The 24,714-nt window shown below is 41.5% G+C and carries 18 protein-coding genes, 2 pseudogenes and 1 other annotated feature; of the genes and pseudogenes, 10 read left to right on the forward strand and 10 right to left on the reverse strand.

The window, feature by feature from the left end; genetic code table 11:
* Positions 1-87, forward strand: a sequence feature (5S ribosomal RNA rRNA prediction is too short).
* 94 nt (positions 88-181) lie between these two features.
* From Xhom_RS07980 to Xhom_RS07995, 4 genes are all read right to left on the reverse strand, one after another.
* A complete protein-coding gene (locus tag Xhom_RS07980) occupies positions 182-535 on the reverse strand; it encodes a YfiM family lipoprotein (RefSeq protein ID WP_069316601.1) in 354 nt (117 codons plus the stop codon).
* Between the two features lie 120 nt (positions 536-655).
* On the reverse strand, positions 656-2,014 hold the full coding sequence (gene pssA, locus Xhom_RS07985; protein ID WP_069316600.1) for a CDP-diacylglycerol--serine O-phosphatidyltransferase: 1,359 nt from the start codon (positions 2,012-2,014) through the stop codon (positions 656-658).
* Positions 2,015-2,216: 202 nt separating this feature from the next.
* Positions 2,217-4,859 carry a bifunctional acetate--CoA ligase family protein/GNAT family N-acetyltransferase gene (locus Xhom_RS07990; RefSeq protein WP_069316599.1) on the reverse strand — a complete coding sequence of 881 codons (2,643 nt, stop codon included), beginning with the start codon at positions 4,857-4,859 and terminating at the stop codon, positions 2,217-2,219.
* 78 nt (positions 4,860-4,937) lie between these two features.
* The gene (locus tag Xhom_RS07995; protein ID WP_069316598.1) at positions 4,938-5,645 is read right to left on the reverse strand and encodes a tRNA-uridine aminocarboxypropyltransferase; all 708 of its coding nucleotides are present in this window, start codon (positions 5,643-5,645) and stop codon (positions 4,938-4,940) included.
* A gap of 135 nt (positions 5,646-5,780) precedes the next feature.
* Here Xhom_RS07995 and Xhom_RS08000 point away from each other — a divergent pair, with 135 nt between their 5' ends.
* The 10 genes and pseudogenes from Xhom_RS08000 to Xhom_RS08045 all read left to right on the forward strand — a co-directional run bounded on the left by Xhom_RS08000 (position 5,781) and on the right by Xhom_RS08045 (position 18,135).
* The gene (locus Xhom_RS08000) at positions 5,781-6,818 is read left to right on the forward strand and encodes a tRNA/rRNA methyltransferase (RefSeq protein WP_069316597.1); all 1,038 of its coding nucleotides are present in this window, start codon (positions 5,781-5,783) and stop codon (positions 6,816-6,818) included.
* A 546-nt stretch (positions 6,819-7,364) separates the two neighbouring features.
* Positions 7,365-9,182 carry an IucA/IucC family protein gene (locus tag Xhom_RS08005; RefSeq protein ID WP_069316596.1) on the forward strand — a complete coding sequence of 606 codons (1,818 nt, stop codon included), beginning with the start codon at positions 7,365-7,367 and terminating at the stop codon, positions 9,180-9,182.
* Positions 9,183-9,237: 55 nt separating this feature from the next.
* Positions 9,238-11,493: a TonB-dependent siderophore receptor gene (locus Xhom_RS08010; RefSeq protein ID WP_069316595.1), complete on the forward strand. Its 2,256-nt coding sequence runs from the start codon at positions 9,238-9,240 to the stop codon at positions 11,491-11,493.
* Positions 11,494-11,580: 87 nt separating this feature from the next.
* Positions 11,581-12,654 (forward strand): iron-siderophore ABC transporter substrate-binding protein, encoded by a 1,074-nt coding sequence (locus tag Xhom_RS08015; RefSeq protein WP_069318466.1) that lies wholly within the window; start codon positions 11,581-11,583, stop codon positions 12,652-12,654.
* Positions 12,644-13,651 carry a FecCD family ABC transporter permease gene (locus Xhom_RS08020; protein WP_069316594.1) on the forward strand — a complete coding sequence of 336 codons (1,008 nt, stop codon included), beginning with the start codon at positions 12,644-12,646 and terminating at the stop codon, positions 13,649-13,651. The genes Xhom_RS08015 and Xhom_RS08020 overlap by 11 nt, the downstream gene beginning before the upstream one ends.
* A gap of 3 nt (positions 13,652-13,654) precedes the next feature.
* On the forward strand, positions 13,655-14,698 hold the full coding sequence (locus Xhom_RS08025) for a FecCD family ABC transporter permease (protein WP_069316593.1): 1,044 nt from the start codon (positions 13,655-13,657) through the stop codon (positions 14,696-14,698).
* The gene (locus Xhom_RS08030; protein ID WP_069316592.1) at positions 14,698-15,513 is read left to right on the forward strand and encodes an ABC transporter ATP-binding protein; all 816 of its coding nucleotides are present in this window, start codon (positions 14,698-14,700) and stop codon (positions 15,511-15,513) included. The genes Xhom_RS08025 and Xhom_RS08030 overlap by 1 nt, the downstream gene beginning before the upstream one ends.
* Before the next feature lie 43 nt (positions 15,514-15,556).
* Positions 15,557-16,324, forward strand: coding sequence for a siderophore-iron reductase FhuF (gene fhuF / locus Xhom_RS08035; RefSeq protein WP_069316591.1), 768 nt, complete (start codon positions 15,557-15,559; stop codon positions 16,322-16,324).
* Positions 16,325-16,544: 220 nt separating this feature from the next.
* Positions 16,545-17,348, forward strand: a pseudogene (locus Xhom_RS08040) (pyridoxal phosphate-dependent decarboxylase family protein); the annotation flags it as partial.
* Between the two features lie 244 nt (positions 17,349-17,592).
* Positions 17,593-18,135 carry a chorismate mutase gene (locus tag Xhom_RS08045; protein ID WP_069316590.1) on the forward strand — a complete coding sequence of 181 codons (543 nt, stop codon included), beginning with the start codon at positions 17,593-17,595 and terminating at the stop codon, positions 18,133-18,135.
* A 545-nt stretch (positions 18,136-18,680) separates the two neighbouring features.
* Here the strand turns inward: Xhom_RS08045 and emrB are convergent.
* From emrB to Xhom_RS08080, 6 genes and pseudogenes are all read right to left on the reverse strand, one after another.
* Positions 18,681-20,222, reverse strand: a complete 1,542-nt coding sequence (gene emrB / locus Xhom_RS08055) for a multidrug efflux MFS transporter permease subunit EmrB (protein ID WP_069316589.1) — start codon at positions 20,220-20,222, stop codon at positions 18,681-18,683.
* A 15-nt stretch (positions 20,223-20,237) separates the two neighbouring features.
* Positions 20,238-21,419, reverse strand: a complete 1,182-nt coding sequence (gene emrA, locus Xhom_RS08060; protein ID WP_069316588.1) for a multidrug efflux MFS transporter periplasmic adaptor subunit EmrA — start codon at positions 21,417-21,419, stop codon at positions 20,238-20,240.
* A gap of 393 nt (positions 21,420-21,812) precedes the next feature.
* Entirely contained in the window at positions 21,813-22,328 is a 516-nt protein-coding gene (gene mprA / locus Xhom_RS08065; RefSeq protein ID WP_069316587.1) for a transcriptional repressor MprA, read from the reverse strand.
* Between the two features lie 129 nt (positions 22,329-22,457).
* Entirely contained in the window at positions 22,458-22,793 is a 336-nt protein-coding gene (ygaH, locus tag Xhom_RS08070; RefSeq protein ID WP_069316586.1) for an L-valine transporter subunit YgaH, read from the reverse strand.
* A complete protein-coding gene (locus tag Xhom_RS08075; protein WP_069316585.1) occupies positions 22,786-23,526 on the reverse strand; it encodes an AzlC family ABC transporter permease in 741 nt (246 codons plus the stop codon). Before Xhom_RS08075 ends, ygaH begins: the two co-directional genes overlap by 8 nt.
* A gap of 457 nt (positions 23,527-23,983) precedes the next feature.
* Positions 23,984-24,148 (reverse strand): annotated as a pseudogene (locus tag Xhom_RS08080) (glycine betaine/L-proline ABC transporter ATP-binding protein); the annotation flags it as partial.
* Positions 24,149-24,714: the final 566 nt, after the last annotated feature.

Genomic DNA, 24,714 nt, shown 5'->3' on the forward strand with positions numbered 1-24,714 from the left:
GTGGTCCCACCTGACCCCATGCCGAACTCAGCAGTGAAACGCCGTAGCGCCGATGGTAGTGTGGGGTCTCCCCATGTGAGAGTAGGGAACTGCCAGACAACACTTTTGCCCCAAAGCCATCCGGTTCCGGATGGCTTTTTGGCGTTTGGGGTTTGGCATCAAAGACTATTGAATCCAAAAGTTACTTCATGGACTGATACAAACTATAACCTGTTATAGCTCCAGCGATATCGTAAGCAAAATCGTGCCAACTCCAGCCTGTTCCAGATGGTTGACTATCATAAAATTCTTTTGCTGCTCCAAGACCGATAGACAGTAATACACCAAATTGTGCACTTTCACGGTGTCCCCAATTTTGACGATCTCCATGAGTATTCCCAGCAGCAGACACAAGTGCGGAAAATAGGAAATGCTGTACTTTATCCTTACCAGCCCAGTTATCACTGGCTTGACGCATATTAGAACAAGCGGTACTTAATAGGAGAGAAGAGATTATTAATATATTTTTTATGGTATTTTTGGTGCTCTTTTTCATTGTAATTTATGCCATGATTTTTATTTTCATTAATCATAGCTTTTTGATAAATAACATACAAAAATCCCCTCTGGAGCAATCGCGAGAGGGGATTAATATTTTGATAATTATTTATCTATTTTACAATATTCTGCTGATTAGCCTATCAACTCGAATACGGCGTAAGCGGCGTATCAGTTTGCGAACCTTCACCGGATAAAACTGGATACTTTCCAACTCTTGATAATTGTTGATGATCTTTGTATGAGTACGAATGCAATCCAACTCCATAGAGCGTTGTTCCTGCATTTCCTGATGCGGATCGTGAATAAGAATGGCATTCTCCAGATCTAACCCCCAAGCTCGGGGATTGAGGTTATTACCAGTAATCAGCTGCCATTTATTATCAATCCAGACCCCTTTTAAGTGATATGTATTATCCTGATCTTTCCATAACCTAATGGTTAACTGCTGGTTATCGATAAATCGTTGCAGCCGACTGGTAAAACGGCGCAAATTAATTTCATACAAATACGGCAATGCACCAATAATCTTAAATGGCTCTTCAGGTGGAATATAAAAATCATTGGCTGTTTTGTCTCCAATGATGATCTCAACCTGTTTGCCCTGACGGAGCAACCGTGATATTGAACGTACAAGCACTGCGGGTAAATTGAAATAAGGTGTACAGATAACCAACTTATTTTCAGTGCAGGACATCAGATGACAAATAGTTTTATTTAGCTGGTTCTTTTTACCTAATCCAGCCAAAGGCGTTACTGCCAATTCCTCATTGGAAGCTTGGTTTTCAAAGTGATATTCAGTACTACGCAATGAAGCCCGAAATTGCCGGATTAAATTCTTAATTTCAAGATTGCGCGGACGATAGTGGCTGGCTAAATTTTTTACAGCTTCAGCAGTAAGAATACTGTCGTCAATAAATTGCTTCATCACTGCAGCAAGTTTTGCATTACGCAGTAAATGATAACGATCATAACGATATTTTTCATGGCGGTGCAGATAGACATCATTAATGCTAGCCCCGCTATAAATTACCGTATCATCAAAGATAAAGCCTTTTAGATGTAAAACACCCAATGCTTCACGTGTGTTCACAGGTACACCCAGAATAGGAATATTGACACCTGAGTATCTTTCGGCCATAGAACAGTACCAATCTGCATTTGTTGCCGCTGCTGCTATGCCAATTCGACCACGTTGAGCACGATGCCAGTCAACTAGGATTTTGACATCCAGTTCGGGACGATTTTGTTTGGCAATATATAATGCAGTCAGAATATCCCGCCCTGCATCATCATTTTCTAGATATAATGCCGCGATATAAATATGTTTTTGGGCGTTTGCAATATGCTCTAGTAAGGTGCTGCGAAACACTTTTGATTGATAAAGTGTCTCTATATCAGCAACTGACTGCGGTAATTTAGGCAGTTGTGCAAGGTGTTGTTGGTGTTTTGCTTGTTTAAATTTGGACAACATCACAGTGCGTTTTTTCTCTTAGTTTAGATGGAGTTCATTCCATCATAAGGTGTATGAATCAAAATGATCCGGCGATAATACCATTAGTTTGGCTCATTGGGAGTATGAATTAACTTTTCAGAGCTGATCGCTTTAAGTCTGTGCGTTCCATCACGAAGTAAGGATTTTTTACCATACTCATAGGATGAACCGAATTCGAACTTTATTAAAGCGTTAAAATAAGATTAACAACTCCATCTTCTAACTGAATATCAATAGAAAATCCCAATTTTTTAGCAAGTTGGATCATATTACGGTTTTCAGGCATGGTGATGGCTGTCAGCGTTTGAATACCGTGCTCTTTCGCATAATGAATCAGCTTAGTCATGAGCTGATAGCCTAACGTGATCCCCTTTAGATCTGATCTGACTAATATAGCAAATTCAGCTTCGATATTATCGGGATCAGCCATCGCTCGGGCGACACCAATAATTTCTGGGGTAGTTTTGGGATAACGTATCGCGACAAAAGCCATTTCTCGGTCATAATCAATCTGGGTCATATTAGCAAGATCATCATGGGTAAATTCATTGATCTCGCTAAAATAACGATAATAAAGATCTTCTTTGGTTACCTGATTGATAAAGGCTTTCAACAGCGGTTCATCTTCCGGCAAAATTGGGCGTAGCAGACATTCAAGATCGTCTTTTATATAGATAGTTTCTTCTAGTTCATGGGGATAAGGCCGAATAGCAAGTCTATTGTGAGGATCACCTGTCACTGGCGTTAATTCCATTGCCACATCTAAGAGAGTGAACTCATTACCCGAAGCAAGTAATGGATGGATGTTCATACGAACAATCTGAGGACAATCTATCAGAAGGTTAGAAACTCTAACCAATAATTGACTAAGAGTAGGAATATCGAGTGGCAGCAATGAGCCCCCGGATTTTATTTTACCACTCTTAATAGCCTGAATAACCAGATAACGGGCTAATGCCATATTAAGAGGAGGAAGTGCGACAGCGGCTTGTGTTTCATTAAACCAGTCAATTCCTCCCTCTCCAAGCATGATTAAAGGACCAAATATCTCATCTTGTTCAATGGATATCCTTAATTCTTGCGCCCCGGCTCGGTTAGCCATGCTCTGTACCAACAAGCCATGGATTCTGGCTTGTGGGAAGTTTTGTTTGACACGTTCAATAATCGCTTGTGTCGCTGCCCTGACATCTTCTGCATTCCGCAAATAAAGCATGACCCCCTGAACTTCTGATTTATGTGGAATATCAGGAGAACGGAGTTTCAGCGCAACGGGATAGCCAATTTTTTCTGCAATATTTACCGCATCATCACTGGTATGGGCAATCCACGTAGGTAAGGTGTTTAAACCGTAGGCTTCAAGAATCGGCTGTATTTCATGGGTATCGAGCTGCGTATTCCCGTTATTAAGAGCTTGTTGTATACATTCATGTGCATGAGCAGTATTTGATGTAATACCAACTGGTAGCGATGGTGTTTCTTTTAGTTGTTTTTGGTTACGTTGATATTCCACCATATGCATAAATGCGGTAATTGCACCTTCCGGCGTACGGTAAGTAGGAATACCGGCTTCACTGAATAAACGCCTTGCTTCCATTGAAGAATATTCTCCGCACCAATTGGTGAAAATGGTGATCCATTTTCCGCGTGGGTGTTCTTTAATTGTTTGGATAGCGCGAAGGGCCGTAGCTTGACTGTGAGATATAGCGCAAGGTGAATGAATCAATAGCAAAGCATCATAATCATGGCTATCCAACAGTAGTTTGAGAATAGTAATATACCGCTCGGTTGAGGCATCATCACCAATATCTAAAGGGTTACGTAGGAGAAGAGTTTCAGGCAGCAGACCAGACAATTGATCGAGTATTTCCTCTCCCAATACGGCGAGCTTTCCAGCTCTCCTGAGTAGCTCATCCAGCGCCATTGCTGCGGGGGCTGCGCCATTACTTACAATTAATAAACGCTCCCCGCGTAGTGGTCGCATAAAACTTAATGTTTCCACCGCAGAAAACATTTCATGTGTATCTTGTACACGAAGTAATCCTGCTCGTTGAATTGCAGCATCATAGGCCGCATCGAAATTTTGTTGTTCCCCGAGTAATTGCTGAGCTTTTCGGGTACGGCTGCTTTTCACTACCAGAATAGGTTTATTGCGTGAAGCACTTCGAGAGGCAGAAAGAAAACGTCGTGCATCGCTGATATGTTCGAGATGTAACAGAATGGCGCTGGTCTTACTATCTCTTGCCAGAAAATCAAGCAGATCATCGATATCAATATCAACACTGTCTCCCAAAGCAATGAAATATGAAAAACCAATATTGCGATGATTTGCCCAGTCTAAGATGGTGTTTGATATCGCTGCTGACTGTGAAATAAACGCCAGCTTGCCTTTAAGGATGGGAATAGGGGAGAAGCTGGCATTAAGTCCGATCCACGGGGCCAGAATACCGAGGCTGTTAGGCCCCAGAATTCGGATATGATATTTTTGGCCACATTGTCTTAGTTCAGTAAATTGTGATGGTGGTGAAGATAAAATAATAACGGTTTTGCATCCGTGTTGAGCCAGTTGTTCCAGCAAAGATAGATTGCGGCGGGAATGCGTACAGATCACTGCGAGATCAGGTGTTAACGGCAATTTATCGATAGAGGGATAGGCCAATACTCCCAAAACGGCTCGTTTGTTTGGTGTGACGGGAAGAATGGGTCCCGTAAAACCTCCCATCAACAAATTTCGCATTAGCATTGAGCTGGCTTTTTCTGATTTTTCTGAAGCACCGATAACGGCAATAGATTTAGGACGTAACAGCGCTTCAAGTCCGCTCTGGCTCATTTCTGGGGTTCCTTATCAGTTATCACATCAATAAACAAAAACAATTACCATGAATAACCTTAGCCACCATCAGTCACTTTAGCTCGGATTGTCAAGCATTACTGTGATTGATTCCTCTGAACGATTCGATTTTCCAGCCAGATATTGTTCACGAAAATGATTGAAATGATCGAGTAGTGATTGTGATGCGCCAAAATCTCCCGCTAATTCTAGTGCCGCTGCTGCGACTTCAGCAGTACAATGCTGTTCCATTCTGGATGGTATCCGCAGTAAATAGTCGACTTTGGCTATATTATTAATAGACAATAGGGGAATATCATTCAAATATGGACTTTTACGAAACATTTTTCTTGCTTCAGGCCAAGTACCGTCCAATATAATGAACAGTGGTGGTTTCTGGTTATCAGGAAGCTGCTGATACACAGTACGGGGAGGTGTGGCGTAACTGTCAGGGAAGATTAAATAGGGTTGTCGGGTCGGATCGCGCAACACGTCAAGCATTTGCTGATCTGGCTCAGTTCTGGACCAGAGAAAAGCGTGTGTATTGGGCAGAACATCTGCAATCAATTTTCCGGTATTACTCGGCTTCATCGGCTCAGTATCAAACATGATCAGACAGAAGCGGCTAGCTGCGTTTGCTGGTGAAATCATTTCACACAGGCAATTTTTTTGGGGTAATAAACAATGAAAGCAACGCTGTACTCGACAACCCCTTGCCTTAAAAGGGCGGGTAGAGCGGGCAAGACGATGTTGGCGAAGCTGATAAACGGCGTTGTTATTTCTCATTTAAGAACTCAGACATGTTCGTGGATAGAATCAGTAAAAAAATTAGCGGATATTTTAATGGATTGTCGTTGCCAGAGGTAGCATCAGGCGCGTACATCGGGTAATCTTCGCGCCATAATGCAGTTGGAGAAATAAATGAACGATTCCTATAGTGGTAAGAATGGCAAAGTCAAAGTAATGTATGTCCGTAGTGAGGACAACAATGATGGCCGTAAAGATAGTGGTCGCCATCAAGACAATGACCGCCGCAAGAACAATAGACGTCCCTTTGGTAAAGGGAATGAGCAGGGTGACCGCCGCCGTAACAGTGAGCGCCCAGCGCGTTCTGGTGATCGTTCACCTTGGAAAACTATTTCCCGCCCAGAAGGCGAGCCTCCTAAACTAGAACATAGTGGTATCAGCGGAAAAAGCCACATTGACCCTGAACAACTCCGTCGCCAGCGTTTGGAAGAAACCCGTATTTATGGAGAGAATGCATGTCAGGCCATGTTCCAGAACCGTCCTGATGCGATTGTTCGAGCTTGGTTTGTCCAATCAGTGACTCCACGTTTTCGCGATGCCCTGAAATGGATGGCGGCAAATCGCAAAGCTTACCATGTGGTTGACGATGAAGAGCTGGCTAAAGCGTCAGGTACTGAACACCACGGTGGTGTTTGCTTCTTAATCAAAAAGCGCAATGGTCTGAATGCGGAAACTTACTTACAGCAGGCACCGGCAAAAGATTGTGTGCTGGCATTGGAAAACGTAGGTAATCCACATAATCTTGGCGCAATTATGCGTAGCTGTGCACATTTTGGTGTACAAGGCGTCATTTTGCAGGATACAGCGATGTTGGAATCTGGTGCAGCTGTTCGTACTGCTGAGGGTGGCGCTGAGCACATCAAAGGTATTGATGCTGATGGTTTCACGACTACGCTGAATCAATTCCGTGATGAAGGTTATACCATTGTGACAACATCAAGCCATAAGGGCAGTACTACGTTGGCACAAGCAACCTTGCCAGAAAAAATGGTCTTGGTATTGGGTCAGGAAAGTGATGGATTAAGCGACAGCACTTGGGAAGATGGGGATATTCGTCTTTCTATTGGTGGTACTGGACGTGTCGAAAGCCTGAACGTTTCTGTCGCAACAGGAATTGTATTGGCGGAATGGTGGCGTCAAAATAAAGTGTAATTTAGGTGCCTAATCGATTTCAAGTTGATGTATATCTGAAAGATTAATGACTTGAGAATAGATGGCATAGTTTAACTTCCTTTATTAATAAGGCTCTGGCTGTTTAGTCAGAGCCTTTATTTTATCCTCTAATTTATTGAAACCATTTTATCACTGTAATGAAATTGTTTAGCCAAGACAAATTAAAACATTTATTATTATTTTGATGTAAAATTATTTAATTTTCCTTTTGTTATTACCTTCGGTGTTAAATAATCCGAATTAAATCCGCCTTTTTATGGATTATCGATTGTCGGGTTTCTTCTATCTAAACGTACCAGCCAATTTACTAAAGGCTTTATTTTTTTATGGTTGTTAATAATAATGATTTTAATTATCATTTGTGAAAATAAAAAATAAAGACCATAATTTTAGTGAGCCAAGATTAATATTCCCACTAATTGAATAGAGATATTCAGTAATTTATATAGAGATGTATCACCCTGTTAGTCATGCATTAACGTATGAAAGCAGGTGGGTGCAGGATATGAATAAGGGCTTTATTGAATGCGTTCGTTAAATACTCATTTGGGTTGTCAAACTTCCCATCTCACGATAGAAAATTGGTCATATGCAAATCGACATCTTGTAGCAAAAATATTGCGTGAGCTTTGCCACGAGAAACTCATCAAACCACTACATCATGGAGAGGGACAATCTTACTCCGTTGAAATCGATAAATTTCAATATCATTTTCAGGCACAAGCCTACCTGCTCGATCATTTGGACATTGACGCTGCATCGATCACCAAACTTAGTCATAATCAAGAGCAATCTTTGGATGCCATTGAGTTGATTATTGAATTGCGACCATTACTGGGTATTTCTGATAAGTTATTGCCAATTTATCTCGATGAAATATCCAGTACACTTTATAGTCATGCTTTTAAGTATCAAAATAATCGACTGACTGCACAGGATTTGGCTCAAGCTGATTATCAAACGGTGGAAACATCAATGAGCGAGGGGCATCCTGTCTTTATTGCCAATAATGGTCGTATCGGTTTTGATTCTGATGATTATTTGGATTATGCGCCAGAAAGTGCCCATCCAATAACATTAATTTGGATCGCTGTACATCGAAATAAAACGGTTTTCTCCTCACTCTCTTCGCTCTCTTATTCACAATTAGTGGCAGAGGAATTGGAGAAATATTTGCCTGCCCAGTTTGAACGGCAAATGCATTTATTGGGATTGAACCTGTCAGATTATTACCTGATGCCTCTACATCCTTGGCAATGGAAACACCGTATCGCCATTAGTTTTGCAGCAGATATTGCCAAACAGGATATTGTTTATCTTGGTGAAGGTCATGATCATTATTTAGCTCAACAATCTATCCGCACATTTTTCAATATTAGCCAGCCTAAGAAAAATTATGTGAAAACGGCTCTATCAATTCTCAATATGGGATTTATGCGTGGATTGGATCCACATAGTATGGTGACGACTCCACAAGTTAATGAATGGCTCAATAACTTGGTTGAAGCTGATCCATTCTTTCAGGATAAAGGGTTCACCATATTGCGGGAGCGGGCTGCATTAGGTTATTTCAACCACTACTTTGAATCTGCCATTAAGAAAGATAATCCGCATAAAAAAATGCTATCCGCATTGTGGCGTGAAAGCCCAATGACGATTTTGAAAAATAATCAACGCTTGATGACTATGGCTTCATTGTTACATGTTGATCGAGAGGGCAATGCAGTGGTAGCCGCTTTAGTCCAGGATTCAGGTCTATCAGCTCAAGATTGGATATCACGCTATCTGGATGCTTATTTTTCTCCATTATTACGTGCTTTCTTTACCTACGATCTGGTCTTTATGCCACATGGTGAAAACTTGATGCTGGTACTGGAAAATAATGTGCCAGTAAAAATGTTGATGAAAGATATTGGTGAAGAAATTGCCATTTTAAATGGCGAATTTAAATTGCCAGAAGAGATTAGTTTCCTGCATGTCAGTATCAAGGATGAGATGAAAATCAACTATATCTTCCTCGATATCTTTGACTGCTTCTTCCGCTATTTGGTCCCGCTGTTGCAAAAACATCTTGCATTATCAGAGTCACATTTTTGGGAATTGGTTGCTTATTGTGTTCATAGTTATCAATCACAGCATCTGCATCAAATAGAAAAATTCCGCAAATTTGATCTATTTAAGTTCGATTTCGTGCGTACCTGCCTGAATCGTCTGCAAATGGCGAATAACCAACAGATGATAGATCTTGATGATCGTGAGAAGAATCTGAAATTTGCTGGAACATTAGTGAATCCGCTTCACGCTTTGCGAGAAAAGTATTCTGTTGTTAATACAATTAATTGATAGAAATACCAAAACACACATAACAACAAATTATTTTAGTGACGGGATAAATAGAGTGACAAATCTAATTTTGCAACCGAATCATTTAACCAAAAGAACCGTGCTTTCTCTGATGATTCCGCTGATTTTGGCGGGAAACAGTGCGGCTATGGCAGGAGAAGCACAGGGAAAGGAAGATAAGATTGTCGTAACGGCAACATCGCTGGATCATGAAAGAGTAACGGAAGATTCTGGCATGTATAACACCACCTCAATGGTGACATCGACAGGTTTGAATTTGTCGGCACGTGAAACACCGCAAAGCGTTAGTGTGATGACTAAGCAGCGTATGGTGGATGAAAATCTGGATAGTGTTAAGAGTGCCATCGACAGTATGACTGGTATGACCGTTCGTCAGGCTGACAGCGATCGCTTCACCTTTTCTTCCAGAGGGATGACGGTCAGAAATATGTTGCGTGATGGTGTACCGACTTTTTATGACATCCGTTTTAACTACGGTGATAACCTGCTGGATACCGCCATCATTGATCGTCTTGAAGTAGTTCGTGGCGCTGCGGGTTTGATGGTGGGACCAGGCACTCCATCAGCGGCGGTTAACGTGATCCGAAAGCGTCCAACTAGTGATTTTCGGGGTGAAGCAACTCTGGGTGGTAGCTCTTGGGATAAATGGCGGACTGGCCTCGACCTTTCTGGTCCACTCGATGAAAACGGCACAGTCAGAGGGCGTTTTGTCACTGCTTATGAACGTTCCAATTCGTTTATTGATCGTGACAAACATGAAAAATACCCTTTCTACGGTATTCTTGAAGTGGATCTGACAGAGAACACTTTGTTGAGTATCGGTACTGATTATCAAATCAACCATACCCGTGGCGGGATGTTTGGTGGGTTGCCGATTTATTTCAAAGATGGCAGCAAAACGGATTACAAACGCAGTGATAGTTATGCACCTGATTGGGCATTCTCTAAAGTACGTTCATTCTCGACTTTTACCAGCCTGCAACACAAATTTGACAATGGCTGGAGCGTGAAAGGTACCTTTACCTATGACAGTAACGCCCTTGATCAAAAAGTATTATGGGCGACAGGCTTCCCTGAGCGTGCAACAAATGAGGGAATGTATCCGGGCAATATGACGTTGATTGATGGTTCTCGTCGTCAGCGGAACATTGATTTACAGGCCAATGGTGTTTATGAGCTACTTGGTCGTAAGCATCACGCCAGCTTTGGTTTGAATTACCAAAAGCAGAATTTCCAGAACGATTACTATAATGCCACTTGTATGCTTGAGACAAACCCGGATGAAAAAGATCAAGCTAAGACAGGGAAAAGAAACAACTGCCGTAACTTAGGTGACTTTACTCGATCATCATGGGGTTATAGCGAACCAACATGGAGTAAAACAAGAAATACAGGATCTAATGGCTATATTGAGCAAACCGCAGGTTATGCTGTTACACAACTCTCTCTTGCTGATCCTGTGATATTGATCCTTGGTGGACGTGTCACCAGTTGGAAAACCCGTGGCGATAATTTTGGTACACCGCAAAATGCCAGCTATAGCGATCAATTCGTGCCATACGGTGGCTTGGTCTACAACATCACACCGGATTTCTCCGTTTATGGCAGCTATACCAAAATCTTTGATCCTGAAAGCCGTGTTGCTCGTAATAACCAACTCCTTAAACCTGTATCGGGTGAAAACTATGAGCTGGGTCTGAAAGGTGTTGCTTTGGATAACGGCCTTGATTACTCCTTGGCGCTTTTTGAGATCCACCAAAATAATTACACAACTGAAGATAACTCTGGAAAGCCAAAAGCGTCTGGAATTCCTAAAAATGCCAGAGTTTATTATGCGATCAATGGCGTAAAAACCCGGGGCTTTGAAGCGGAAGTGAGTGGTCAGATTACCGATGACTGGCGTATTTATGCGGGTTACACTCAATTCCGTACCACCATGCCAGGTGGTAAACGTATTAATACGGATGATCCGAATCGCTTATTCAAATTGTTCACGACTTACACTCTGCCAGGCGTAATGAACGATTTAACATTGGGTGGCGGTGTTATCTGGCAGGATAAAACGTGGAAAGAGCTTACTGGGCCTGATGGAAAAGTACGTCAAGATGGTCAAGGCAGTTTTGCGACAGTTAACTTGATGGGACGTTATCAATTTACCCCCGATCTATCCTTAACCGTGAACCTGAATAACCTGTTCGACAAGAAATATTACACCTCATTTGGTAGTTATACTCAGTACTACTACGGTGCACCACGTAATGTTGAAGCAACACTACGTTATAAGTTCTGACTAAGATAAATCACGGACGGCGGCGATGTATTTTCATTCAATTAAATTGCACGCAGTAAAAGGTAGTGAGTTATGGTACTGACAAGAATGGTACTGAAACGTTGTAAAGTATTGGTCGCCGTACCGTTGATCCTATTGGTCAGTTTGTCGGCAGGTTGTGATAAACCAACGGCCGCAAAACATTTACTGGCTGATACAGCCGGCTATCCCGAAGCAGTTTACCCAAAAACAATCACCACCGCGCTGGGTACGGCGGTGATTAACCAACCACCACAACGGATTGTAGCGTTGGGAACGGGTACGGAAGATATCCTGTTGGATCTGGGTATTATCCCCGTTGGCATTGAATCACATCGCTGGGGCGGTGATGCAGAGGGATATTTGCCGTGGTTCAGGGAGGAGATAGAACAGCGTGGAGCAATGCTACCTGCCATAATCGAAATGTACCCTGAATTGGATATTGAAAAGATTATCAAGTTGAAACCGGATTTAATTCTGGCGACACAATCAGGAATTACACGGGAAAATTATGAGCACCTATCCCATTTTGTACCGGTAATTGCTTACCCAGAAAAACCGTGGCAGACAACACCACGACAACAAATTGCGCTGGTGGCGCGAGCGTTGGGCAAAATAGAACCGGGTGAAAAACTCATTGCTGAACTGGATACTCTTCTGACACAGACGGGCAGTACCATTCCTAATATTGCGCATTATCGCTTCGCCTATATAAAAGCAGGGACGACCAGTAACACCTTATCGATTTACGTCAAAGACGATCCGCGTGTTGATACATTGGTGCATCTTGGTTTGTCTTTATTACCACTGGCTGACACGCTGACAGCACCTTTTGGCAGCTTTGCTTCCAATATTGGTCTGGAAAATGCTGATTTGCTTAATGGAGCAGATATTCTGGTTACTTGGTATACCAGCGAAAAAGAGCGTCAACAGACTGAAACCCAACCTTTATTCCGATCAATACGCGCAGTACATCAAGGAGGATATATTCCGTTGACCGATCAGTCAATCGTGATGTCCATGTCCTATGGCTCGCCACTCAGCTTACGTTGGGGATTGCCAAGGTTTATGCCCTTATTGAAACAGGAATTGTTGAGACAGGAATTGCTGAAGCAGGAGATAGCAAAACATTATGAACCCTAAACGGCGGATTGCCCTTATTTTGGGGTTGATGTTTATGGTTGTGCTGACCGGTGTTTGTATTGCTGCCAGCTTAAGTTTGGGATCAAAATCATTGCCGTTGTTAGCAATCTGGCAACATTACTGGTTGGAAGATAGTGGAAGTTATTACGATTTAGTCATCAATACCCGTGAGCCGCGCACACTGATTGGTTTAATGGCAGGGGCGGCATTGGCATTGGCAGGCGCTGTAACACAAGGATTATTGCGCAATCCCTTGGGTGATCCTGGTTTACTGGGGGTTAATGCGGGAGCGGCGGCTACGGTAGTCTGTTTTTCCTTTATTCCTGTTTTGGACGGAATGCCGCGATTCTGGACTGCGTTTATTGGTGCAAGCTTGTCTACGCTTTTGTTCTACCTACTTAGTGGTGGATCACGCAATACCAATCCGACTCGTTTAGTATTGACGGGTGCCGCCATCAATACCTGTCTGTTCGCGCTGGTACAAGGTGTCATTCTGCTGAACCCACAGGTGATGGATAGTTATCGTTTTTGGACGATAGGTTCATTGAGCACTATGTCATTAAGTGAAGCCAGTTCATTGATCCCTTATTTGCTGGTGGCTGTGATACTGACGCTTTCTTTGAGCATCTCTCTGAATGTGATGTTTTTTGGTGAAGGAATAGCCGGTTCACTCGGTGCTAATGTTGCCCGTACCCGAGTATTGTCTCTGCTGAGTGCCACAATGCTGGCAGCTTGCGCGACGGCAATGGCTGGCCCTATTGCATTTGTTGGTCTGGCTGCGCCACATCTTATGCGAGCATTAGTTGGCAGCGATTTTCGCTGGTTGTTGCCTTACTGCCTGTTTGCCGGAGCTTGTTTGTTGCTGATATCAGATATCGTTGCCCGGTTGCTGATAGCACCAGAAGAAATCATGGTTGGCATTATTACGGCGAGTATTGGCGCTCCTTTGCTTTATTGGGTCGCAAAAAGTCGTTCACAAAGAATAATGGCGGAGTAAACCATGACATTGATTCATCCGTCTGGGCAGTCAAAAACCAAAACATTCAAGCTGGGAAATACTGTTTTGATCGCACCTTCGTGGCAGGTGGGCAGGATAATCTTGTCTATGTTACTACTGCTGACGTTGCTTTTTTACCTATCTTTATCACTGGGTAGAGAGGGAATGGATAACCCTTTTTTACAGATAGAAACGCCTTATCAGGAATTCATCCTAATGAATATCCGTTTACCGAGAGCGTTAGTGGCAATTGGTACAGGCATGACATTGGCACTTTCTGGTTGTTTGTTCCAGCTCACGACCCGCAATGCACTTGGTAGCCCAGATATTATCGGCGTTAACGGTGGGGCGGCAGTGGGGATTGTGGTCGCAATGGTTGTTTGGCCGGAGGTATTGCCTGTTCCATTGGGAGCACTGTTGGGAGCCATTTTTGCTGTATTGTTGGTATATCTCGGAAATGGCGCGGGCATTGGCAAAATGCAAGCTAGCAAGATCATTATTTCGGGCATTGCAATTGCGGCGCTGTGTATGGCATTTGTTGATTTTGCTATTTCAAATGTTCGCCTTGAGCAGGCGTTGCAGTTGAGGTCATTACTAAGAGGTAGCCTGGCTAGTCAAAGTTGGCAAAATGTGGCGTTGATCAGCGGAATGGCGATTTTCATTCCTGTTTTGTTCTGGCTGGGCAGGCAATTGAACTACACACATTTTGGGGAAGATATAGCTAGTACGCTTGGTGTACCTGTGCGGTTTATTCAGATTGCCAGTGTATCATTGGCGGTGACTTTTGCCTCTATGTCAGTGTTGGTTGTGGGGCCGGTAGCGTTCATTGCTTTGTCTGCCCCGCAAATCGCACGTCGGTTGGTCAGAAACAGGGGGAGTGCCTTATTTTGTACGGCGTTGGTAGGCGCTCTGCTGATGTTGGCTTCTGACTTAATAACTTTGATATTACCCACCTCAGCCCGTTTGCCGGTAGGTGTGATTACAGCTGTGGTTGGTGGAATTTATTTGATGTATTTACTGTATGCCGAATTAAGGAGAACACGATAATGCCATCGGATGCTGATACCCCAATGGTCACTTCACGACTGAAAGCTCATAATCTTTCACTGGCATACGGTAAAAGAATAATTATTGACGGTGTAAACCTCGCTATCCACGATGGTGAACTTACTGTCATTATTGGCCCTAACGGATGTGGAAAATCAACACTGTTGCGTGCTATCAGTCGCAGTATGCAGCCCAAAGGTGGAGAGGTTTTGCTGGATGAAACCAATATTCATCGTTATAAGCCTAAAGTGGTTGCCCGCGAACTATCCTTGTTGACACAAGGCGCAGCAGTTACTGAGGCACTGACAATCTATGATTTGGTTTCCCGCGGGCGTTACCCTTATCAATCTTTTTTACGCCAATGGTCGGAGGAAGATGAAAATGTGGTTAATGACGCGTTGAAGGCGGTGGATTTATGGGATTTATCCCAGAAGTTGGTGAGTGAATTGTCGGGAGGTCAACGTCAGAGAGCATGGTTCGCCATGACATTGGCACAACAGACTCCGATTATTCTGTTGGATGAACCGACCACCTATTTAGATATTTCCCACCAGATTGAAGTGCTTGACCTCTGCCAGCAGTTACATCGGCAAGGTAAAACTCTGGTGTTGGTTTTACATGATATCAATTTAGCTCTGCGTTATGCCTCGCGCTTAATCATGATGAAAAATGGGCAGGTGTATTCTGAAGGCATCCCGGAAGAAATTGTAACAGTACAGAATATTGCTGATGTATTTGGCTTGGCATGCCGAATTATTCGTGATCCCGAGTCTAACAAGCCATTGATTATTCCTAAATATAAAACAAATGAATAATGGGTCTATCTGTGATTTAGAATCGATACTAGGAGAGTGCATAATGACAAATAAAAATAATCATGACTCCATGAAATTAACAACTGAAATATCTGTTGATGATATCATGCACTTATTTGATGGCGCATTTAGCCATTTTAGTTCATCAGTAAAAATAAACTCAAAAAATGTTCCGTTAGAGAGTATGACATTTTACCAATGGTCTAATGAGAAAGAATTTTCATTATTAATGCAGCGTTATCAAGATTCATATTATAGCCATAAAGAACTGAAGCCAAATCAGAAAGGACTTTATTCTTTATGGGCACAATGGTATTTTGGTTTAATTGTTCCACCGATGATGTTAATGTTATTGGAATATCCTCAGGCGGTTAATACCGATTATAATCTTTTTCAAGTAGAGTTTCATGAAACTGGCAGACCAAATGTTGTTTATTATCAGTTAACGTGGTTGGACGAATCAATATCTTTATTGGAACGCTATCATTCTATGCTGGATCGACACATTATTCCCGTATGTGAGAAAATCGAATCTTATCGTGGAATAAATGGGCGTTTGCTATGGAATAACATTGGTTATGTTATGCATTGGTATTTAAATAATTTCAAGGAAAGAATGGATGCTGCGCAATATGACGAATTAATCCAAAATCTTTTCTTTGAGCAGACATTACCTGATGGTAGGGATAATCCGCTTTATCGTACAGTGATTCTTAAAAACAATACCATACAGCGCCGTTGTTGCTGTCAAAGAAATAAGCTCCCAGAAGTAGGTAATTGTCACGATTGCCCTCTTGAATCTACTGCATAATTAGCACAAATTAAATTTATCTATTTACTACAAAAATAAAAAATCATCATGGATTGATTATATTACATTTCGTCATCTTTAGTAGTTGATGGAGATGTTTAATATTATTTAAAAATAATGCAGAGCAATTAACTAAGATAATTTATATAAAGGTTAAGGATATATAATGCCTGAAGAAGTTCAAACTATTGCTGAACCATTGGCGAAAAATACACCTTTAATGGGAAATGGTCATTTAGAAAGCAGTCATTTTTATCAGTATTTATTTAATGGAGATAATGCTGATCGTTATTTAGAAAATGCGAGCGAGGTTATTGTCAAGATAAAAGGAATATTACAGAAAACAGATAAACCGTTTAGTGGTGTATTACCCAATGAACTATCGCCATTATTTTCAAGTATAAATCTAGATAATCCATTAGACTCTTGGGATCTTGCATTGGATGAATTACAGCACCTTTATATTAAGGATGCTGTTTATTTTCATCATCCCAAATATGTAGCTCACCTTAATTGTCCGCTTGTGCTACCAGCCGTGATCGCGGAAACCATCATTGGGGCTATCAATTCATCAGTAGATACATGGGATCAGAGTGCTGGCGGGACATTGATAGAACAGAAAATTCTTGATTGGACGTTGGATAAGATAGGGTTAGGTAAAGAAGCAGATGGAATATTTACCAGCGGTGGAACCCAATCAAATCTCATGGCCATGCTATTGGCACGGGATTGGTTTTGCCATCAACGCAACCCGGAGCATAAAAATCAATTGCAGGGTTTGCCGGCTGATTTTTATAAATTACGCGTATTCACTTCATCTGTCAGCCATTTCAGTACTCAGAAAGCGGCTGCGATACTGGGATTGGGTTATGACTCTGTTATTACGATTCCCTATGATCATAAATTCTGCATGTCAGCTCAGGCGTTGGAAGCCAGTATCAAACAGTGCATTGAGGAAGGGAACATTCCTTTCGCTATCGTAGCAACGGCGGGCACAACGGATTTTGGCAGTATCGATCCATTATGTCATTTTCAGAAGGCGACTGCACCAATTGATAGGGCTTAGAGCCCTGTGTGCATATGACTTCCGATAAAATAATGTCAGAAGTCGGTTGCACTAAACGTAATTATGCTCAGTACTCGTATGCACTGAAATATGTAATTTGAAGTAGTCAACTGCACGAAATATTTCATAACAAAACTATATAGTATAGAATTAGGTATTGATTAAAAATGTGGATCAACTAATTAAAAAGAGGTGAAGTTAAATGGATATTAAACTGTCTGGAAGACTGCTGCTTTTGGCTGGATTATTTTTTTCTGCAACCGCTATGGCGATGCCAACACAAAACGACGAGGTGGCTTCATTGATTAATCAGCGTTTGTCTTACATGAAGGATGTAGCAGGATACAAAGCGAACAATCATCTTGCCATTGAAGATTTACGTCAGGAAGCCAAAGTATTATCCAGCTCAGTGCTCGAGGCAGAAAAGTTGGGGTTAGATGGTGAGTCGGTAAAACCCTTCATACAAGCGCAGATGGATGCTGCCAAGGCGATTCAATATCGCTACCGTGCTGACTGGCTATCTGTACCGGAAAAAGGTTGGCAACCTGAGCCACTGGAACAGGTAAGATCAAAACTTAGCGTCTTAAACACCGACATTCTTACTGATGTCAGTACGAGATTAACAAAGGGTGATCTATTTACCGACAAAACGGCCTTTACTAAAGTACTTGACCAAACTCACTTAAAAGATGGCGATAAAGAACGCCTATGGTCTTCAATGAAACAAATCACTTTGAAAAAGTAGTTCGCATAAACCATAGACATATCCCACTAACCAACAGGCCTGCTTATTTAATCCCCGGTTTTTCTTTGATAATCCCGGATACCTTATCATCCCGGAGCTGACTTCTGCCTGTAGATTTTCATTTATTGTGGGTTTGTGAAAATGGAATGCGGGTCGGCATGGATAAATGCAGGGTCATTTGCAGGTATTGTGGGTTTGAGGCAGTGGCTGGTTGCAGTTAATCTGGGTTGAAAATCAGGGGTAAATGCAGGTTTGTGAATTTATAAACGCGGGTTAAGTTACCTTGTTGTCATTTTCAGAAGGCGACTGCACCAATTGATAAGGTTTAGGGCCTAGTGTGCATATGACTTTTGATAAAGTAATGTCAGAAATCATATGCACTAAGCGCAATTATGCTCAGTATTCATGTGCACCAAAGCGCAGAACTACATGGAATGATTGCTAACATAGCTCTAGCAATCGAGTGCAGACGACTTTTGACATTTCGTGCAATCGTCTTCTGAAAATGACAATTGCTCCCGTTAAGATAGATATATTCAGTAGTGTTAATGTCCTTCTCCATGATCTTTACCACCGACAGAAAATGGTGGTTTTGCCATCCAAACCAGTAATGTCAAAATTAGGAAAACACCTGCTGATAGCCAAAAGATCTCATTGGCAGAGATGATTAATCCTTGGTGGGTGATCTGTTTTGCCAGATAGGCTGAGATTTGCATATCATTCATGCCTAACTGACTCAGTTGGTGATGAATTTGTTGGTAATTAGGATCGTATGGGTTGATGTACTCTGAAAAATTAGCATGATGCATCGCTTCACGCTGTGTCCACAGCGTGGTTGTCATGGAGGTTCCGATTGAACCTGACAGTATACGGATAAAGTTTGATAGGCTGGAAGCCGAAGCCATTTTGTCTGGTGATAGACCTGATAATGTGATGGTTGTCAGTGGCATAAAAAAACATGCCATGGCAAAACCCTGAACGAATTGAGGCCAGGCTACGTCAGCGAAAGTCATGCCTGACTCAAATGTATATGCCCGCCAATAGAAGCAGGCAGTATAAGTGATGAAACTGACTGTCACGATATAGCGCATATCTATTTTATGCCCAAACTTACCAATAACCGGGGACAAAAGTAATGGCAACAATCCTATAGGTGCGGCTGCAAAGCCAGCCCACGTCGCGGTATAGCCGAACACTTCCTGTAATAACTGCGGCAATAAGACAATCGTACCGAAATACAGCATAAAGGAGAGGCTAATACTTAGTGTACCGATGCAAAAATTACGTTCTTTAAAGAGAGATAGATCGATAATAGGGTGATCATCCATCAGCTCCCATATAATAAGAAAAATCAACGCAATAAAGGCAATTATTGCAAGGATAATGACTTCCGTGGAGTTAAACCAATCAAGCTCTTTACCTTGGTCAAGCATAATTTGCAGACAACCAATGCCAACAACCAATAGAAATAAACCGATAGTATCAATGGGAGAGATGGTTATTTGGGTTTCTCGACCACGTAACAGCCGCATGATGACAAAAATAATGGCGATACCCAGAGGAATGTTAATGAAGAAAATCCATCCCCAATGGTAGTTGTCGCTAATATACCCTCCCAAGATAGGCCCGCAAATAGGCGCAACAACAATCATTACCGACCAAAGTGCCAATGCCATGTTTCGTTTAGCCGGCGGATAATTATTTAGTAGCAGACTTTGGCACAGTGGCAGTACGGGACCTGCGGCCAGTCCTTGGATAACACGGAATAAAATTAGCATACCAAGGCTATTGGAAATACCACATAGCCAAGATGCAAGTGTAAAAATTGCGGTCGACCAAAGGAATAGTTTTACCTCTCCTATACGCTTTGCCAGCCATCCCGTAATTGGAATGGAAATTGCGTTTGCAACACCAAAGGAGGTGATAACCCACGTCCCTTGTGTGTTTGATGCACCGAGATTACCTGCGATCGTTGGTATGACAACATTGGCAATAGTTGAATCGAGAACCAGCATGAAAGTTGCCATTGAAAGTGTAATGGTCAGTATTGCCAGCTTTGTGCCTGTAAGTGGCTTCTTTGTTATCATGAGTTCTCCTTAAAATTAATTTCCTGAGTTACTGTTAATGATATCAGTAACTACTTTATTAGCAGGAGCCATATCTATCGTCAGGGCATCAGTATGATAGATAGGAAGAGAACGCTCAGTGGTGGCCAGTGACGCTCCATCAGTGTTAGCGGTATTCACAATAACTTTTGTTGATAACCCAATTCGCAGGGGATGCTGTTTTAATTGTTCAGGATCAAGTTCAATACGGACAGGGAGACGCTGCACAACCTTAATCCAGTTACCACTGGCGTTTTGTGCTGGCAATAGAGAAAAGGCGCTACCGGTTCCCATATTAATACCTGCGACCTTGCCACGATAGATAACATCATTACCATAGAAATCACTAATGATTGTGACAGGTTGTCCGATACGCATGTTTGCAAGCTGAGTTTCTTTGAAATTGGCCTCAATCCACATATTGTTGGTAGGCACGATAGCCATCAACGGTGTTCCTGAGTTGATGCGGGAGCCTACTTGAACAGCTCGGCGTGCTACATAGCCATCAACAGGGCTGACTATTTGAGTTCTTTGTAACGCGAGCCAAGTATCACGGACGCCAGCGGCTGCTTTTTCGACGGCAGGTTGTTTTTCCAGTGGAGTATCTAAAATAGCAGCTTTATTGCTTTTGTATTGAGCGATAGCGAAATTAAGCTCCGCTTGAGCCATAGAAGTGGCTTCTCGCATATGCTGTAACTCTTCTTTACCGATCAGGTTCTTAGATCCGAGAATTTCCCTTCTTTTGAGATCGTTTTGTGCTTTTCTGAGAGCAATTTCTTTTAACTCAATAGTAGCTTGATACTGTGTACTGTTGATCATGCTCTCATGAGTAGATCGAACCGTATGGGCTAATTCGTTTTCGGCTTTTTTCAAAGCTAATTCGGCATCACGAGGATCGAGTTGCACCAGTACGCTAGCGCTTTTTACAAAATCAGTATCATCAAAATTGACAGTAATGGCACTTCCCGTAACTTGAGACATGATCTGTACCTGATTACCAGTGACATAGGCGTTGTCGGTTTCTTGTTGGTGATGCAACACGAGAAACCAGTAAACAGCATAAATTGCACCAATGATCAGGAAGAATAGCGTCAACAATATGATGATATTGCGGCGGTGTCGTTTCTTATTACCACTATTTTTAACTGTGGCTGGTTGCGTATCCTCACGAGTGTTCATAGTGAATCTCCATGTTTATTCTAGTTTATTACTGTGTGGTCAATCTATTGTAGATATCCCTTTCATTTTTCAAGCAGTTGTTTTGGACTTTTCTTACACACTCCAATACCTCCAATCATCAATAAATTCAATCAAGTCGTTATGGAATTAGCGATAGACTCCCTAGGGCTTTCCCTTTGTTGCCGTGCTGCAAATTGAAATCTAGGGGGTATAAACACCTTTCCAGTAGCGTATGTACACTACTGGAAAGGTGAACGATATGGATTTAAATATTATCTGGGGATAATAGTTAGCCATATGAAGTATCAAATGATACTGGCTAGCAGAAAAGTTTTTTAGGTCATGTTGCCATAACGTGTTTTCTTGATGAAAAATTATTCGGGAACGTGAAAATTACTTATTCAAACAATCCCCAATATTATCTAACTGATTTAATATTTTTCTCATCAATTTCTCTAACTGTTTTTGTTCCTCCATATCAAGTGCAGACCAAAGTTTAACCAGGCATTCATGCTGTGGTGGAAGTAAACTATTCAGGAAGTTTGAACCTTTATCTGTTAGATGAAGATGGAGACAGCGACGATCGTTGTGGCTCTCCTTCCTTTCTATCCAACCTTGCTTTTCTAATTCATCCGCAATTCGAGTTGCGTTTGTACGAGAAGAGCCCAATGCAGCGCTAAGTTCTGATGGCTGAATGCTATGACTTTCTTTGGTATCCAGAATCATCAGTGCCATAAACAAGGTCTCATTGATTCCTTGCGCTTTCAGCATGTTATTGCGATTTTCCAGAATTTTACTCTGAACATGCATTGATAAGCGAGTGAGTAATATCTCTTGATAGGGCAGACTTTTTTGCTGTGCTACACGGCAATTAAGTAACTCTTCTGTGGGAGTGAATGAACTTTCCATTGTTTAGATACCTTATTAGTTTCAACCGGTAAAGTAACTTCTGTTAAAAACCATACAAATACTATATTAAAAGTTAAATTTAGCAATTGTAGTTATTTATTATCATCATATTTCTTTTGATATTGATACCTAATTCATAAATACCTTGAATATTATTCCAAAAACAGTGGCACCAGATAGTGTGGAAATGCTGATGCTTCTTGTTTTATAGAAGAATAAACAGATAGTCAGGCAGCCGATCAGGGTTGGAAAAAGTTTCTTGTGTTCTTGCATCACGTCAGGAATGCCAGAGACGATTAGCAGAGAGCAGATCGATGCGATACCAATGCTGTCCAGTATGACTCCCGTATTTCCTGCTTTGCCGGCAGGAGAGCGATTAGCGCCCAAACGCAAGGGAAGATAGCGGAATAAAAAATTGGCGGCTCCGACAACAAGGCCAATAATGAGTATTTTATTATCAATCATTTGATGTCACTTTATTCAGCTGAGTGATCTTAGTTTGCAGAAGTGCTGCCAAACAGCCGCTCATAATTCCTGAAAGAATGGCGATAGGTATTGAAAAAAATGTGATGCCTATCAATGCCCCCAGTAAGGAAGCGGTGACACAGTAGCTATTTTGTTTTTTGAAAGACGATAATAAGAAACTTAAAAAGAGAGCTGGAAGCATAAATGTCATTGCGGCTTCAACGGCTGGATATGAATCCAGATAACCGTTACCCAATATAGTGCCCGCCACCGTACCTAATACCCAAGAGAGCCAAGAGCACATAGCAATGGCGACCATCCAGTTTTCACTCCAGCTACGTTGGTCTTTAATAAGTTTGGTTGTCGCTGCGGCAAAAACTTCATCGGTCAGGCCAAAAGCCCAAATCACAGTTTTCTTTTCAGATAATTTTTGTTTGATGCGGTAGCGCAAAGCTGGGCCATATAGGATATGGCGGATATCCATAGCGAGCACGGTTAGGGCTGAAACCCACAATGACATGCCTGCGCTAAGCAGGGCGGTAATGACAAATTGACTTGCTCCTGCATAGATAACGCATGAGAAAAATATTGCTTCTAAAGGAGTAAATCCGAGTTTGACTGCGCTTAGTCCGAATGCAAAAGAGATAGGAAGATAGCCAATAATGATAGGGAGACTATCAACGATACCGTCTTTAAATGAAGAGGTTTTGTTTGGTGAAGGGGATTCGGACATTGATGCATCGGATATGGGTATGTCAGATGCAGATTTGTCAGGTAGTGGCATGAGATGTTTTATTTTTTATTAATAGGTGAAATAACATTAACAAAATATGAAGAAAGTGAAAATATGAAAAGTCTAAATTATTTAATTAAAGTTATCTAGAACAAGGAGATTAGCCGATTTTAGGGAAGATGAGTGATAAGCCATGAAATTTATTTAATGCTTTTACGGCTGTAAGTAGGGGGTAAGAACCTATTTCATTAGGTATTAGATCGAGGGGGTGTTGGGTCTTGTGGAACAGCTTTTCTGGCAGCATTGAGCCTGCTATTTACGGTTTTTGGATATGTGTTGATCCAACCTTCAGCATAGCGTGAATTTTCGATATATGTTCCCTTGCGATAGAATCTTGTATCATCTCCTGTTGCTTTGTATTGGGTACTATCGATTTTTGTTCAGCCAGAGCTTGTTACAGGGAATTGACAAATACAACACCAATAAACGTTTGACCTTTTTCGATTAGGTACTCGTGGTTTCTGCCCTCATTATTCAGCACTTTCAGCGCAGAAAACGAATCAAAACCGATTGCAACATGGAGCAGAGCTCCTGGACGACGACGAGCAACACCTTTTGCTGAGACCAGCATCTAATAATTAAAATACGAGTTCAGGATGAACGCCAAATATTTTATAAAGATTTTTAACTTCAAGTTTTATTGCCACGCAATAAATATTTACCTTTTATTGATTGATATATTGTCTTTGATGACTCCAATGCTGTTATTTCCAATACTATTTCTCCAAAATAGCCCCTAATACATAGAAGTAAGTGAACAACCTATGTTCAAAGTGATTAATAAAAAAGTGATATTTTATAGTATGGTTTTTTGAGTGAAAATGGCGGTATTGATATTGATTTAAAGAAGATTAATTTAATTAGTAGTTTGATGTAATCATTTGATTTTAATGATTATTATTATAATTTAATGCTTTTTTATTATTTGCGAGATAGATTTTTCTATGATCATTAATTAATGAAAGTGATTGCTTGTTGAACTATTCGTTAAATATAAGAAAATAGATAATAATCAATTTTTCTAATTTATAGTGTGGATTTACTTAAAGTGAGAGAAAACTATTTTGAGTGAGAGAGGTGTTTTTTATTCTATAATTGCTATAATAATAACGAGATATATAGCGTGAT

This window comes from Xenorhabdus hominickii, from assembly GCF_002632725.1.
Taxonomy (GTDB): domain Bacteria; phylum Pseudomonadota; class Gammaproteobacteria; order Enterobacterales; family Enterobacteriaceae; genus Xenorhabdus; species Xenorhabdus hominickii.